This window comes from Burkholderia sp. WP9 (assembly GCF_900104795.1).
In the GTDB taxonomy this organism is placed as follows: Bacteria; Pseudomonadota; Gammaproteobacteria; order Burkholderiales; family Burkholderiaceae; genus Paraburkholderia.
In genome coordinates this window covers 997,443-1,012,701 of record NZ_FNTG01000001.1, presented here as the reverse complement: position 1 = coordinate 1,012,701, position 15,259 = coordinate 997,443, and the positions used below count along the sequence as shown (strand labels likewise).

The window sequence follows — 15,259 nt, the reverse complement described above, 5'->3', positions numbered from 1 at the left end:
GCGCCGAATCGAAGGAGACTGGCCGACCATGCCGGACATCGTGACGATCACACTCAACCCCGCCGTCGATGTCGCGACATCGATCGAACGAGTGGTCGATACTCGCAAGCTGAGATGCAGCGCCGCGCGGCGTGATCCGGGCGGCGGCGGGATCAACGTCGCCCGCGTCATCCAGCGTCTTGGCGGAGACTGCTCGGCCTTCTATCTCGCGGGCGGCGCAACCGGCCAGATGCTGAGACGTCTGCTGGACGCCGAAGCGTTCACCGGCGTGTGCATCGAGATCGCCGGGGAAACGCGCGAGAATTTCTCCGTCCACGAGCAATCCACCGGTCTGGAATACCGCTTCGTGTTGCCGGGGCCGACGCTCGCCGCGCTCGAATGGCAGCGCTGCATCGACGAGGTGCGCGCACTGAGCGCGCCGCCGCGCTATCTGGTGCTGAGCGGCAGCCTGCCGCCCGGTGCGCCGGACGACATTTACGCGCGCTTCGCGAACCTCGCATCGGCGCAGGACACGCGGGTCGTGCTCGACACGTCGGGACCGGCACTCACCGCGGCGCTCGACGCGGGCGTCTGGCTCGTCAAGCCGAGTCTGAACGAGTTGCGGGATCTCACGGGCCGGCCACTGCGCGAAGAACCTGATTGGATCGACGCCGCGCAGGAGATCGTGCGGGCCGGTCGCGCCCGGATCGTCGCGCTGACGCTCGGAGAGCAAGGCGCGTTGGTGGTCACCGCCGAGCGGTGCTTGCGGGCGGCGGGACTGCCGATGAAAGTGACCAGTTCAATCGGCGCCGGTGACAGCTTTGTGGGCGCGCTGATCTGGGCGCTGAATCGAAATGCGGGTATCGATGAAGCGTTTCGCTATGGCATGGCTGCGGCATCGGCGACTTTGCTCGGTGCGGGCACGACGCTCTGTGAGCGCGGGGAAATCGAGCGACTCTATCGCGAGATATCGATCAGGTGAGCGACGAGTGCCGCAGTATCGCGCATTCGGAGGGAGACGGGACATGACAATCTATCCTCGCAAGATGGGCCGATTGTGGATCGAAGCGGTGATGCCATGATCTGGAACCGGATAGAGACAGAGCCTCCGTTCCGCGATCGCGCCGACGCAGGGCGCCTGCTCGCGCGGCAATTGGGCGACTACGCAGGGCGCGCCGATGTAATCGTACTGGCGTTGCCGCGTGGCGGCGTGCCGGTCGGCTACGAGGTCGCGCATGCACTGGGCGTCCCGCTCGACGTGCTGATCGTGCGCAAGCTGGGTGTGCCGCAAGATCCGGAAATGGCCATGGGCGCGATCGCCTCGGGCGGCGCGCTTTATCTCGACGAGCAGACGATCCGGATGGCAGGCGTCAGCCAGTCGGAAGTCGTCACCGTACTCAACGATGAACGCCGCGAGCTGGCACGGCGAGAAGCGCTCTATCGCGGACAGGATCCACCGCTAAATCTCGAGGGCCGCACAGTGATCATCGTCGACGACGGCGTCGCTACCGGCTCATCGGTACGTGTCGCCATTGCGGCGTTGCGCAGCGGCAAGCCGGCTCGGATCGTGGTTGCCGTACCGGTCGCGCCGGAAAGCACGGCCAGGCGGCTCGCCGCCCTCGCCGATGAGTTCGTCTGTCTGCACCGCGCGCGTCATTTCGGCGGCGTCGGCCAGTTCTATCAGGAGTTCGAGCAGACCAACGACGCTGAAGTACGCGCGCTCCTCGCCCGTCCATCTCAGGACACGCAGTAGTGCACGCGGCGTCACTTCGTGGCTGGCCCCGCAGCCTGAGCGGAAAGCGTCTGAGCCAGAGACGCATCAGCGAACGCTCGTTCAAACGCGACCGTAAATTCCCTCAGCCGATCATGCGGAAGCCGGCCGATACCCGCCGCAGCCTCGCGCCCTCCTCCGCCTGAGAACTGCCTGCACAGTTCGACGGCACCATAAGGATTCGCCAGCGGCGCGCGCACGCTGACGACGTATTCCCCCTGAACGCTCTGGCTCAGCACGGCGTGAGCACGATCAGGAGAACTCGTCGCCAGAAAATTGCCGAAAGCGCCGCGCACCCGTTGTGCCCACGGTTCATTGGGCAGCACATAGATGGTTCCGCCCGCTAAAGCGGTATCGGGCGGCAAACTCAGCGCCAGTGCCATGTCCCGGCGTAGCGCTTCACAGAGCGTCCGCGCGATCGGCTCGTTCTTCAGAAAGTCGAATGGGTCGGCATACGGGCGCAAAATTTCGTAAAGCCTGACAGGCGGGATCAGCAAATCCGCCTCACTCTCTCCGTAGGCGTTGTAGTTGATCGACTCGCCCAGTTCACGCAACTGGTCGAGTTGCGCGGGCTCGAGCGTACAACTCGCGGCAAGCGTGCGCGCCGCGTGCAGGAGGTTGTCGCCGTAAGCGCCCACGATAGCCCACAGCCGCTGTCGCCCGCCCACATGGCGATCCACGAGCAGGCTCGTACACGTGTCGGGCGCGGTATCGATGTGCGCCTTCAGGTTGTGATGCCCAGGAATGGCTCCGCAAAAGTGATGATCGAAGTACTCGACTTCGGCGCCGTGTCGAAGCAATTCGAGCAACGCGGCCCGATTGGAGTCCAACGAGATGTCCAGGACGGTCACGGATATGCCGGACCTGGCTGGAACGCGGGCGAGCAGTTCCACGTCACGCTTGACACCGGTGATCAGCAACGACTTCAACGGCTTCGTCAATCGCAATTGATGCAGCGCGCAGATTCCGTCGGCGTCACCATTGAACACATCGAAATGTTTCATGCCTTGTCACCGGACGAGGATGGAGCGTCGTCAAAAAGCAGATCCGCGAGTTCAGTGAATCTGCCCCGATGTCCGCATTGTGGCCCGCATGGCGCTCTCCTGGGGCGTATTACTGTCACTTTCGCGGGGCCCGTCGCAGCCTTGACACACGTCAATCTGCCATGAGCCGCGAACCTTATGCTCGATCAATGGAGAAACCAATCGGGGTCCGGAGGCGATATGTTGAGAAGCACAATACTCGTTGGCCTTTTAATGCTGCCGGGCGCGTTCCTCGTCCTCGGCCTCGCCTGTATTCATCCGCGCCTTCGCCGCGAGATCGTGAACTTCAGCGGCCTGTCCAGTTCATTGACGAAGGCCGGGCGCTCGTGTGCGGGGATCCGGGCAAGGTTGCTTCATCGCTAACCCATCGGATAAAAACTATGCACAAGTCAATCGCGTGCATCGCCTCGCTTGCCATTCTCCTTGCGGGGTGCGCGCATGATCCGGCGGTCCCGCCGCACGCGCAAGCATCCCAGTCCGCCTGCGTGGCAGGACCGCCAATCGATCTGCAGCGGTACATGGGCCGCTGGTACGTGATCGCGGACACCCCGTTTCTCAGCGAATCCGATTATGTCGGCAGTTACGACGAGTGGACCTTGCGCGACGACGGAAGCATCGACGACAAGTACCTCGGCCGGCGTCACGGTTTCGATCAGCCGCCGACGGGAAGCCAGTTCGTCGCGAAGGTGATGCCCGGAACCGGCAACACGAAATGGCGAGTGGGACTGATCTGGCCGTTCGAAGTGGTGGTTGTCACCGCGTATGTGGACCCCGACTATCGCTACACGATTCGCTGCATGGCCGACGGCAACATGGTGTGGGTACTCGCACGCGCGCCGGCGATGGACGATGCCACCTACGCCGGCATGCTCGCCCGGCTAGCCGCGATGGGCTTCAACACCGACAGGCTACGGCGGGTTGCGCAAAGCGCCGGGCAAATCGGTCAACCGGGCTTTCAATGAAAGTTTTGCGGTAACGAAGCGGGCGGGAGCGCGCATGACAAGCATCCATAAAAACGAGGCAACGCGTGTCGGCACGGTGGTCGAGCATCGTGCGGACCCCGCGTGCGCGCAGTGTCAGGACGCGCCCGCCGTGGCCGAATCCGTGCGAAGAGCGCGGCGTCTCCACGCGGACGCCCCTTCCGAACGTTCGGCGCGCGTGCGCCATATGATCGAAAGCCCAACCTACCTGGAAGCGGACGAAGACCTCGCCTTTCTGCGGCGCCCGGAAATGTGCGGCATCCGTCTGCAACTCGACTACTGGAAGACTGAGGAGACGTTGCAGCGCCATGCGATACAGCACACGATCGTGGTGTACGGCAGCACACGGATCATCGCGCCGGCCGCCGCCCGCCGCCGGGTCGAGGAAGCGCGGCGGACGCTCGAAAGCCGGCCCGGCGACCCCGAGAGCGAGAGCGCCTTGCAAGTCGCGAAGCAACTGCTCAAGCGCAGTCGCTACTACGGGATCGCGCGCGAATTCGGCCGTATTGTCGGCAGCGCGCGGTGTACGGGAGCGCTGTCGTCGCTCGCCGTCGTCACCGGCGGCGGCCCCGGCATCATGGAAGCAGCGAATCGAGGTGCGTACGAACTCAAGGCGCCGAGCATCGGCTTGAATATCGCGTTGCCGCGTGAGCAGGAACCCAATCCCTACCTCACACCTGAACTCTGCTTCAAGCTTCACTATTTCGCCATTCGCAAGCTCCATCTGCTGGAACGCGCGCAAGCCGCCGTGTTTTTTCCGGGCGGCTTTGGAACCTGTGACGAGTTGTTCGAAGTGTTGACCCTGCTGCAAACGAACAAGATCCGGCGGCTGCCCGTCGTGCTGGTCGGCGAATCGTTCTGGCGCCGCGCGATCAATTTCGAGTTTCTGATCAGCGAAGGCATGATCGCGCCACAGGACGCCGCACTATTCATTTTCTGCGAGACGGCGGCGGATATCTGGTCCGCCATCGTCCGTTGGCATGAAGCACACGCCGCGCTCGACAACCGCTCACGACAACCATGAGCGCGGCGGCAGCGGTCTGCTTCGTCAACCGACCACCAGACGGTCGACAACGGCCGTCACACCCGGCGTCGAGCGCGCCGCGCCCGTCACGATGGAGCGCTCGACGCCCGAACTGAGACGCCCCGACAAGGTTACCTTGCCGTCGTCGACTTCGACGCCCACATGCTTCAACTCGCGATCGGTATGGCGTTGAATGGCTTTGCGGATGCTGTACTCAATGTCGAGCGGAGAAGCCGAACCGCGGATCCTGATCTCATTCGTCACGCCCGTCACACCACGCATATGGACGACATTTTTCTCGGCGATGTGGCTGCGGTAACCGTCCTCGACTTCGCCACTCAATGTCACCCAGCCTTTCTCGACCTTGATCCTGATCGCATGCTCTTCGAGGCCGGCGATCCAGTCCAGGGCCGCGCGCACGCTCAAGGCGATGTCCTCGTCGGTACGCCGCTCGGATTCGCGCAGTTTCACGTCGATACCGACTACCACCGCGACGACACCGGCGATTCGCATCGCGCATTTTTCGGCCGCGACTTTCGCCGCATAGTTTGGAACGTGTCCGGTGATCGTGACCACACGGTCGACCACGGCAACACCTATCCCGTTTGCGTCGACGGCCGGACTGCTCATCAGTTCGTCCTCGACTTCCTGCTTCAATTGACTGTCCGACTTCATGGAATTTCTCCTCCGGCATGACCTGGCAGCGCGATTGCGCGCGGCTGCGAACTGATTCGACGCGGCAAGCATTCCCGCAAATAAGTTGCACCCCACCGGCAATGCGCCACCTCCTCAGACTATGGCCCTGCGGCACGATGCGATTGATCGAGGTCAAACCTGCCGTGATGGCTTCGCCGCATGGACAGACTCACAGCCATACGGCAAGAACAGGACGCAGAGCGAACAGCCGGGCAAGCGCCGGCCAGGTCATCAACACGCCCGCAGCGAGCGTCGTAAGCAACACGACGGCCCACCCATAAAAGTTCGTCTGGCGTGCGCGGCGCGCCGACGGCCGGTGCGGCAACGCGCGCACGGCGAACATCAGCCCGACGTTGCATGCCACGAGCAGCAGGAAGCCGGCCGTGCGAGCGTCGAGCGGATCGAATCCGCGCCCGAGCAGTGCCGCATACACGCCTACGACGATCAGGGCGGCTACGCACCCGAGCGCAATGCTCAGCCCCAGGATGCGGTTGGACATGAGCCGCTCGCCGATTCGCCGCGGCGGATCACGCATGAGCGAGCGGCTCTCCGGTTCGTTTTCAAAGACAATCGAGCAAACGGGTGTGATGATCATTTCGAGGAACACGATGTGCACCGGCGCGAGCATGAGCGGCCAGCCCGCCACCACGGGAAGGGTCGCGGCGGCGATCATCGGAATATGAACCGCGATCGTGTATGCCACCGCCATCTTCAGATTCTCGTAGATGCGCCGGCCGAGCCGCAGGGCCGACACGATCGGCGTCAGATCGTCACGCAGCAACACCAGCGACGCCACCTCGCGCGCAACCTCCGCGCCCCGCGTGCCCATCGCGATGCCGATATGCGCGGCTTTCAGCGCGGGCGCATCATTGACGCCGTCGCCCGTCATCGCGACGACCTCGCCCGCATGCCTGAACGCGTCGATGAGCCTCAGCTTCTGCTCCGGCCTGACCCGCGCGAACACGCTTGCGTCGACGATCGCGCGTTGCAACGCGGCATCGTCCATGCCGGCAAGGTCGGCGCCGCTTACGACGCGGCCGCTGTCGATGCCGACTTCCGCCGCGACCGCCCGCGCCGTCGACGGATAGTCGCCGGTAATCATCACGACCCGCACGCCCGCGACCTTCAACTGCGCAACCGCGCCTTCCACCTCCGGGCGCACCGGGTCGAGCAGTCCGACGAGCCCCACCAGCGAGAACGCGAAGTCGTGCTGCTGATCAGGCCACGTTTCGCCGCAATGCCGCGCCCGCGCCACGCCGAGCACGCGTAACCCGCTTTCCGCCATATGCGTGGCGCGCTCCATCAGCGCTCGCGCCTCACCGGCTTCGAGGTGGCACAGCGAGCAGATCGCCTCAGGCGCACCCTTGCACGCCACCAGCCGATGATCGAGTTCGGGGCTCTCCCATCCATGCGACATGGCGGGCAGTTCAGGCGTCAATGCGTATTCCTGCACGAGCGACCATTGTTCATGCAGCCGGTCCGTGCCGGCCAGACAGGAGCGGCCCGTCTCGTGGAACGCGCGCTCCATGGGATCGAGCGGCTCGATTTCGCTCGCGAGCACGAGGTACTCCAGCAGTTCATGAAACTGCGGGCCGATCTTGACCGCGCCGTCCTTCAGCCATAGCTCTTCGCCGCGTGCATACAGCACGCGCACGGACATACGGTTCTGGGTCAGCGTGCCCGTCTTGTCGACGCATAGCACCGAGGTTTGCCCGAGCGTCTGGATGGCACTCAGACGCCGTGTCAGCACGCCCTCCCTCGCGATCCGGCGCGCGCCCAGCGCCATGAAGACGGTGAATATCACCGGCAGCTCTTCGGGCAAAATGCCCATCGCGAGCGTAATGCCGGCCAGCAGACCCGGTATCCAGCCGCCCATGCGCCAGCGATAGGCGAAGACGAGCAGCACACAGATGATCACCGCGAGCGTCGCAAACCGCCTGACGAAGCCGCGCATCTCGACCTGCAAGGGTGAAGGTGGCTCGCTCACTTCGGCAAGGCTCGCGCCGAGCCGGCCAAGCTCGGTCTGCGCGCCCGTCGCCGTGACGTACATGCGGCCCTGACCCCGCACCACCATCGACCCTGAAAACAGGCAGCTCCGCGACGGGTCTGCGGGCGATTCGCCGGATGAACCGGCAAACTTCTCGACGGCGACGGACTCGCCGGTGAGCAGCGATTCGTCGACGCTCAGTTCGTGGGCTTCCGTTACCGCACCGTCGGCCGGCACCTTCGCCCCTTCCTCGATAATGACAAGATCGCCGGGCACCAATTCCGCCGCCGATACGTATTCCCGCTTGCCGTCGCGCAATACCTGCGCTCGCGGCGCCGACAGATCACGCAGCGCTTCGAGCACGCTCGCCGTCCGATGGCTCTGGACAATGGTCAGTACCAGCACGGCAACGACCAGGGCGAGCAGCGTCGATGCCTCCGTCATGTCGCCGATCAGGCCATACAGGCCGCTCGCGCTGAGCAGCAGCAGGAACATCGGCTCGGTGAACGCATCGCGCACGGTGCTCCACCAGAGATGGCGATTGCCCCGCGTGATCACATTGCGGCCGTGCCGCACCTGCAATGCCAGGACCTCCGCGTGCGTCAGTCCACCCGCCACATGCCGCGCAGGCACGGCGGACGCCGGCACGTCGGATGTCGCGCCTTGCGTCGCCATGATCAGGGTTCGCTCTGGCCGCGCATGGGTGCACGGCAATGCGCACAGTTGGTCCGCGCATTGCCGGTGGCACGTTCCTGCAACACGATGTGCAGATCCGCCCCGCCGCGGCGCGGCACGTCGACTGTCTTGCCGATCTCCGTGCTCCCGGCATGTGCGACGATACGATAGCGTCCGGCCGGCAGCATGACGAACAGGAACGGCCCTTCGGTGCGGGTGTCGAGGACAGCGCGCCCCGATGCGCTTGCGATCGTCACATCCACATCGGAGAGATAGTTGCCCGCAGCCGTGGTAAACATCATGCGCAGGCTGTAGCGAGGCGCGAGTGCGCGAAAGGCTTTCGCGTCGTCCTCGCCGATGCCGCCCGTCATGTACAGCACGCCGTCACGGCTGACCGCCTCGGGCAGTGATTGCCCGGCAACGGCGGCACTCAGGACAAGAAACCCGAATGCAACGGCGGTGCGCAGCGCGTGTGAGTTAAAGATCGACATGTCGGAAAGATCCCCAGGTTCGTGAGCGCCCGGAGGTGTGTCAGCCGGCGTTTCGCGCCGGCGTTTCGGCCACTCCCCGCGCTCGCATGGCGCGACAGGCGCGCAGTGTGTTCAGCCGATGTCCGTCGCCCGTTTCACGTTTCGTGGCCCGGTCGCGCCAGCAGTAAAGGCGTGCCGGCGAGACGCGCGGTGCGCGCGGCCACGCTGCCGAGAAACCAGCGCGCGACGCCGCGCCGCCCATGGGTGCCGACGACGACCAGGTCCGCGTGCCACTGTTGCGCGTCGCGGATGATCGCGTGCGCGACGTCGTCACGTGCGGGGGCCGTTTCGACCGCCGTGGTCTCAGCCTGATTCGGCAATTCGGCAAAGACCTTCGCTGCCGCGGCCAGAATCACTTTTCCTTCTTCGACGAACGCCTCCTCGAGCATGCGGATCGGCACGATATCGGTTAGCCGGACGGCGCGATCTATCACATAGACGGCGCGAAGGCGGGCCTCGGGTGTGGCGAGTTGAAGCCCGAAATGCAACGCGTCGCGCGACGCGGCGCTTCCATCCAGCGCGAACAGGATCCGGCGCGGCGACGACTGGATCTCCGTTTCGTAACTGGCCGGCACAACGAGAATCGAACAGGGTGCCTGGGTGGTGACGAATTCGGAAACCGTACCTTCGATCCAGCGCAACATACCGTGATGCTGACGCGCGCCCACGACGAGCAGATCCGCCTGCCATTGCGCCGCGGCATCGATCAATGCGTTAGCGGTATAGCCGCCTTGCCGCGAAATTTCCACGACGTCCGACTCGACGTCGATGCCGGCATCCGCGAATATACTTTTTGCGTGGGCCACGGCGTCACCCGCGTCGCGGGCAAGTTCGGCGCGTGCAAGCTGCAGCTCGCCATCCGTCATCGACCCGAGCGGCAACAGGGTGCGGGGATTTTCGGCGACACTCACCACGCGGACCCGCGCGCCGGGCAGCTTCAGGTGACACACATACGCCGCTGTGCGCGCTGACTCCGGCGAAGTGTCCACAGCCACGAGGATGCGTCGGATTGAGTGAATGGCATGACCGCCAAGGTGCGTTGTGCTCATGATCGGGTCCCCAAAGAGGGCGTGCGTTCGCCCAGCTGACGTCGATATCTGATTCTCTGCGCCCTGCCTGGTCACTCATTGATACACGTCAAGCCACTATCACCGCCGCCCGGACGACCGGCGCCAAATGCAGATTGGAGTTCCGGCCCGCCTATGCACACGAATGGACAGCGGTCGCGAGCGGAAACCACTCGTCCGATACACCACAGTGAGCATGCGGAGACAAGTGCGGTCCACACAAGCTCACACGGCAAATTGAATTAAACAGGCGTTTTCGCGTGATCTACGTCACGCGCCCTTGACGGCGATCAATCAAACCATCTGGGCGCACCTCTATGCTGGTCGATACAGCGGGACTGAGTCGCGCGTTGCGGCGCATTCACATGGCCCCGTCATGGACTTGTCTCGTCGGATCGCAACACGTCCTGTCATCACGAAATGGGGCCCGTCACGCACATGGCTCGAATCGATTCCAATGAACGAGACCTTGCCCATATCGGTTCGATGATCGGGCAACTCGAACGGCTACTCCAGTGTGAAGCGCCGCGCTCCGCTCACTTTGTTTTCCAGCCGGCCTACTGGCGAGCGCGTATCGAGTCCGCGGCGGCCCAAACCGACGCGCAGAGCCCGATAGGCGCGCGGGCGTCAGCGCTGCTCGCCAAACTGGACGCCCTCGACGGCGCATCGGCGCAACCGAGCGCCAAGCGCAAGCAATCGATCGATGAAACGACCCACGGCCTTTAAATGCCGTGATGGCGCATTCGCTCGTGCGCTTGCGCGCCCGATGCTGGCGCGCGCTGCCCATTGAACTGCGCGGACTCTCGTTCATGTTCGTCCAGCGCAGCATGGCAATGCGCTGCTCGACGCAGCGGGACTCGACCGGATCGACGCGATCCGTGTCGCGTCTTTGCACAACAGGCATGGGCGTTATTGCCCGCGAGCGTCTCTGCAAGCAGGGACCTGCTTCGCCTGATCTGTATCAATCGGCAGCGGAGATTTCGGACTAACGTGGAATGGCACTTGTCGTGGGCAGCGTGGCGGTGCCACGGCCACCCTCGGCGCAATTAAACGGAGTCCGATATGACCGACATGCCACTCCTTGCGTACCAGGCCGCGCCTCTCCTGCGGCCGCCGCTCGCCACCGGCGAAACTCCCGCTGTCATTACGCTGCCCAAGCCCGAATTGCACACCGGCGTGCCGCTGATGACCGCCTTCGCGCAGCGCGCGAGTTGCCGATCGTTCGCGCCGACAGCATTGCCGCCCACGGTGCTGGGCGAGTTGCTCTGGGCCGCCGACGGCATCAACCGGCCCGCAACCGGCGGCCGCACCGCGCCCTCACCGCACGCGTTCAACGAAATCGACATCTACGCCGCACTGCAAAACGGCGTGTACCGGTACGACGCGCCGAACCATCAACTGGTTCTCAAACATGCCATCGACGCGCGCGGGCAGACCGGCTACCAGGATTTCGTCGGCGAGGCGCCGCTCGACCTCGTCTACGTAGTTCGCACGTCGCGCTTACTGGACATGCCCGCGCAGCAGCGCGAGCGGTTTTCCGCCGTGACGGCCGGAGCGATCGCGCAGAACGTCTCGCTGTATTGTGCGTCGGCGGGGCTCGCCTGCGTGATCCGCGGCTGGATCAATGCGCAACTGCTCGCGACCGCGCTGTCGCTCAACGAAGACGAACTGCCGATTCTCGCGCAGACGGTCGGCTTCAGTCCGATCCAGCACTAGTGGCATTGAGAGCTTGGGCGTGGCGGCGACGGCCGCTGACGCCCGGCCGCCGGCGTCCTTTTTACAGCCCCGACGGTATCTCGTCCTGATCGCGTGGAGTCCTGACAAGCAGCACCGGAACGTGAGCGCTCCGCAAGAACGTTTCCGCAACGCTGCCCTGCAACAACCTTCCTATGCCGTGCCGGCCTTGCGTGCCCATCACCACCAGGCCGGCGCCCTGGCGCTGCACGCAACGGGCGAGGCAATGCGGGATATCGTCCGCTGCATTCTCTGTCTCCTCGATCTCGGTGTCGCCGGGCACGCCGCGCTCGGCCATGGCCCGGCGCGCTTCGTCGAGCGCGAGACGGCCGTCTTCGCGCAGCACGTTACGAAGCTGTTCGGCATTGAAATAGCCCGCGTAGCGCGACACGCACCAGGGATTGACGACGTACACCGCGTGAAGCCACGCTTGCGTCAGCTGAGCAAATTCGAGCGCTTCATACAGCGCCCATCTGGACGACTCGCTGCCATCCAGAGCCACGACGATCTTCTGATACATGACCGGCTCCTCGTAGACGTTGCAGAACCCCCGCTCGACGTCTTGATACTGTCCATCGCTGCAGATTAGATGGATGATCGGCGCGAATGGCTCTGTCGGCCTGACCTGCGTCAAGCAATCGCATTGCGCGCGGGAAGCGCGAAGGCGCATGCAAAAGCGGCATCGACCGCATGCGCGTATCACGCCGCGCGGCGGTTCGCATGCCGGGCCACCGGCCCACCCCGGATTCACGACGCGGCAACGCTTGATCAAGCTCAACGACTCGTACTGCCCGCCGCCCACAATGATCCGATCGACAGGCGGCGGGCACTACGACAGTCACCTTCCCGCTCGCCTGCTTTTCCAACACCGGTACATTCGGGAGATACGACATGGCGGAACATCTGTGCGAGCTTTGCGGCGTCAGGCCGGCAACCATCCGCGTCGCGGTCATTCAGGGAGGGCGCAGAAGGCAACTCGACGTCTGCGACTACCACTACGCGCAACTCACGCGGCATCAACGACAGGTGTCGCCGCTCGAATCGCTGTTCCGCGGCGGTCTCTTCGAAGGCTTGCTGGACCCGGCGGCGAATGGCCCGGGCCCCGAGTCCGCCCGCACGCAGCACGACGGTCCCGTGAACAAAGGAATCGACCTGCAACAGCACTTCAGCGAGCAGGCGAAGGAAATACTGCAACGCGCCGCCGAACGCGCGGTGCAATTCGGCCGTCACGAAGTGGACACCGAACACGTGCTTTATGAACTCGCTGAAAGCGAAAGCGTGCAGCGGATTCTGTCGGCAGTAAAAATCTCCGCCAGCGAGCTGCAAAAGTACATCGAGGCGAACGCTCCAAAAGGACATGCCACGACGAAAGCGCCGCAGGGCGAAATCTCCGTTTCTCCACGCCTGAAGAGTGCGCTCGAACGCGCCGTTATCGCGTCGCGTGAATTCGGACAGAACTACGTCGGCCCCGAACACATTCTCACCGGCCTTGCCGAGGTGACCGACAGCTTTGCCGGCGATCTGTTGATGAAGTACGGCCTGTCGCCTCACCAGCTGCGTCAGCAGACCTTGAAGGTGGCGGGCCAGGAAGAAGCCGCGCAGGCCCCCAGCGACACGCCGCAGCTCGACAAGTACAGCCGCGATATCACGCGGCTCGCCCGTGACGGCAAACTCGATCCGGTTATCGGACGGTCGAAGGAAACAGAGACGCTCGTCGAGGTGCTGGCCCGACGCAAAAAGAACAACCCCGTGCTGATCGGCGAGCCCGGCGTCGGCAAGACCGCGATTGTCGAAGGACTCGCGCAGCGGATGATCAGCGGCGACGTGCCGGAAACACTACGCGAAAAACGCCTGATCGAACTCAACGTCAACTCGCTCGTCGCGGGCTCCAAATATCGCGGTGAATTCGAGGAACGCGTCAAGCAGGTCATGGACGAAATCTCAGCGCACAAGGATCAGCTGGTCCTCTTTGTCGATGAGGTGCACACGATCGTCGGTGCAGGCCAGGGCGGCGGCGAAGGCGGCCTGGATATCGCCAACGTGTTCAAGCCGCCCATGGCGCGTGGCGAGCTCAATCTGATCGGCGCAACCACGCTCGCCGAATACCAGAAGTACATCGAGAAAGACGCAGCACTGGAACGGCGCTTCCAGCCCGTGCTGGTCGGCGAGCCGAGTGTGGACCAGACCATCGGCATTCTGCGCGGGCTTCGCGACCGTCTGGAAGCGCATCACAAGGTCACGATTCTCGACGAAGCCTGTGTGGCCGCCGCCGAACTGTCGGACCGCTACATCACGGGCCGCTTCCTGCCGGACAAGGCAGTCGACCTGATCGACCAGGCGGCCGCGCGTGAGCATCTGTCGTCCACGTCACGCCCGGCCGAGGTGCTGGAACTCGAATCGGAAATCGCCCAGGTTCGGCGCGAACAGGAATACGCGGCGTCGCACAAACAGTTCGAGCGTGCGAAGGCGCTCGGAGAACAACTGGCCGGCAAGCAAACCCAGCTCGACGACGCGACGCAGGCATGGAAGCGCCGCGTGAGCACGAGCAGCGCGGAGGTCACCCGCACGCTGGTCGCCGAGATCGTCGCGAAGATGACAGGCATTCCCGTTGCCGACCTGACGCAGGAAGAGAAAACCAAACTGCTGCAAATGGAGGCCCGTTTGCACCGCCGCGTGATCGGCCAGGAAGAAGCGATCGGCGCGGTCAGCGATGCGGTGCGGCGCAGCCGCGCCGGTTTGCAGGCCCGCCATCAGCCGCTCGCGGTGTTTCTGTTCCTTGGCCCGACCGGCGTCGGCAAGACCGAACTGGCCAAGGCGCTCGCTGAAGTCGTATTCGGCGACGAAGACGCCATTGTGCGTATCGACATGAGCGAGTACATGGAGCGGCACGCGGTGGCGAGACTGATTGGCGCGCCGCCCGGCTACGTCGGCTACGACGAAGGCGGCCAGTTGACCGAGCGCGTGCGGCGGCGCCCGCATAGCGTGATTCTGCTCGATGAAATCGAAAAAGCGCATCCGGACGTCTACAACGTTCTGCTGCAGGTATTCGACGACGGGCGGCTGACCGACGGCAAGGGTCGCGTGATTGACTTCGCCAACACTTTGATCATTGCGACCAGCAATCTCGCCTCGGACGTCATCATGGGCACGCCTCGCAAGCGTCCGGGTTTCATTGCGTCGGAAAATGGCAGCGATACCGGCAAGAGTGCCCGTAAAGGCCGACAGCCGGACGGCGTGCGCGAAGGCGTGATGACGGTGCTGCGGTCGCATTTCCGCCCCGAGTTCCTGAACCGCATCGACGAAATCATCATTTTCGAATCGTTGAGCGCGGATCAGATTCGTTCGATCGTGCGCTTGCAGCTCGAAAAGGTTGCGCGCGTCGCGAAGAGCCAGGACATCGACATCGTATTCGACGACAGTATCGTCGACCAGCTCGTGACCGAGGCTTATCGACCGGAATATGGGGCGCGTGAGCTGCGGCGGCGCATCCGCCAGACCATCGAGAATCCGCTCGCGAAGCAGATGCTCGACGGTGCGATCCGCGAGGGCAACCGGGTCTTGTGCCGTTTCGACGCGCTCCAGGATGATACGGTCTTCGAACTCACTGAAGCGCCACAGCCGGAACTCGCCGGCGCAATAAAGCCGGAAGACCATGCGCCCGTTAATGGAGAGGATGACGCCGGGCCGACCGGGAAACCCGCGCGCAAGCGTGTCAGCCCGGCGCGCAAGCGCGGCAAAGTCGACGGCGGCGATCTCGCGGCCGGATAAAGACG

Annotated in this window: 13 protein-coding genes; 7 read left to right on the top strand and 6 right to left on the bottom strand. The window is 64.0% G+C overall.

Features of this window, described 5'->3' with window-relative positions:
- Positions 1-28: 28 nt before the first annotated feature.
- Both BLW71_RS04560 and BLW71_RS04555 read left to right on the top strand, forming a co-directional pair.
- Positions 29-961, top strand: a complete 933-nt coding sequence (locus BLW71_RS04560) for a 1-phosphofructokinase family hexose kinase (RefSeq protein WP_091793573.1) — start codon at positions 29-31, stop codon at positions 959-961.
- 96 nt (positions 962-1,057) lie between these two features.
- Positions 1,058-1,732 carry a phosphoribosyltransferase gene (locus BLW71_RS04555; protein WP_091793571.1) on the top strand — a complete coding sequence of 225 codons (675 nt, stop codon included), beginning with the start codon at positions 1,058-1,060 and terminating at the stop codon, positions 1,730-1,732.
- An 11-nt stretch (positions 1,733-1,743) separates the two neighbouring features.
- Here BLW71_RS04555 and BLW71_RS04550 read toward each other — a convergent pair whose 3' ends face one another.
- Complete coding sequence (locus tag BLW71_RS04550) at positions 1,744-2,754, bottom strand: acetyltransferase (RefSeq protein WP_091793569.1); 1,011 nt, start codon at positions 2,752-2,754, stop codon at positions 1,744-1,746.
- Between the two features lie 419 nt (positions 2,755-3,173).
- On the opposite strand from BLW71_RS04550, the gene BLW71_RS04540 reads away from it, so the two are divergent.
- Positions 3,174-3,755, top strand: a complete 582-nt coding sequence (locus BLW71_RS04540; RefSeq protein ID WP_091793564.1) for a lipocalin family protein — start codon at positions 3,174-3,176, stop codon at positions 3,753-3,755.
- Between the two features lie 34 nt (positions 3,756-3,789).
- Positions 3,790-4,797 carry an LOG family protein gene (locus BLW71_RS04535; RefSeq protein ID WP_091793562.1) on the top strand — a complete coding sequence of 336 codons (1,008 nt, stop codon included), beginning with the start codon at positions 3,790-3,792 and terminating at the stop codon, positions 4,795-4,797.
- Between the two features lie 24 nt (positions 4,798-4,821).
- On the opposite strand, the gene BLW71_RS04530 is transcribed toward BLW71_RS04535, so the two are convergent.
- From BLW71_RS04530 to BLW71_RS04515, 4 genes are all read right to left on the bottom strand, one after another.
- Positions 4,822-5,472, bottom strand: coding sequence for a BON domain-containing protein (locus BLW71_RS04530; protein WP_091793560.1), 651 nt, complete (start codon positions 5,470-5,472; stop codon positions 4,822-4,824).
- A 190-nt stretch (positions 5,473-5,662) separates the two neighbouring features.
- Positions 5,663-8,155 (bottom strand): cation-translocating P-type ATPase, encoded by a 2,493-nt coding sequence (locus BLW71_RS04525; protein WP_091793558.1) that lies wholly within the window; start codon positions 8,153-8,155, stop codon positions 5,663-5,665.
- A gap of 2 nt (positions 8,156-8,157) precedes the next feature.
- Positions 8,158-8,646 (bottom strand): carboxypeptidase regulatory-like domain-containing protein, encoded by a 489-nt coding sequence (locus tag BLW71_RS04520; RefSeq protein ID WP_091793556.1) that lies wholly within the window; start codon positions 8,644-8,646, stop codon positions 8,158-8,160.
- 134 nt (positions 8,647-8,780) lie between these two features.
- Positions 8,781-9,734, bottom strand: coding sequence for a universal stress protein (locus BLW71_RS04515; protein ID WP_091793553.1), 954 nt, complete (start codon positions 9,732-9,734; stop codon positions 8,781-8,783).
- Between the two features lie 456 nt (positions 9,735-10,190).
- Between BLW71_RS04515 and BLW71_RS04510 the strand changes: the two genes are divergently transcribed.
- The gene (locus BLW71_RS04510) at positions 10,191-10,478 is read left to right on the top strand and encodes a hypothetical protein (RefSeq protein WP_143048300.1); all 288 of its coding nucleotides are present in this window, start codon (positions 10,191-10,193) and stop codon (positions 10,476-10,478) included.
- A 336-nt stretch (positions 10,479-10,814) separates the two neighbouring features.
- Positions 10,815-11,468, top strand: a complete 654-nt coding sequence (locus BLW71_RS04500; RefSeq protein ID WP_091793547.1) for a nitroreductase family protein — start codon at positions 10,815-10,817, stop codon at positions 11,466-11,468.
- A gap of 61 nt (positions 11,469-11,529) precedes the next feature.
- On the opposite strand, the gene BLW71_RS04495 is transcribed toward BLW71_RS04500, so the two are convergent.
- A complete protein-coding gene (locus BLW71_RS04495) occupies positions 11,530-12,006 on the bottom strand; it encodes a universal stress protein (RefSeq protein ID WP_091793545.1) in 477 nt (158 codons plus the stop codon).
- Positions 12,007-12,377: 371 nt separating this feature from the next.
- Between BLW71_RS04495 and BLW71_RS04490 the strand changes: the two genes are divergently transcribed.
- Entirely contained in the window at positions 12,378-15,254 is a 2,877-nt protein-coding gene (locus tag BLW71_RS04490; RefSeq protein ID WP_091793543.1) for an ATP-dependent Clp protease ATP-binding subunit, read from the top strand.
- Positions 15,255-15,259 lie beyond the last annotated feature (5 nt).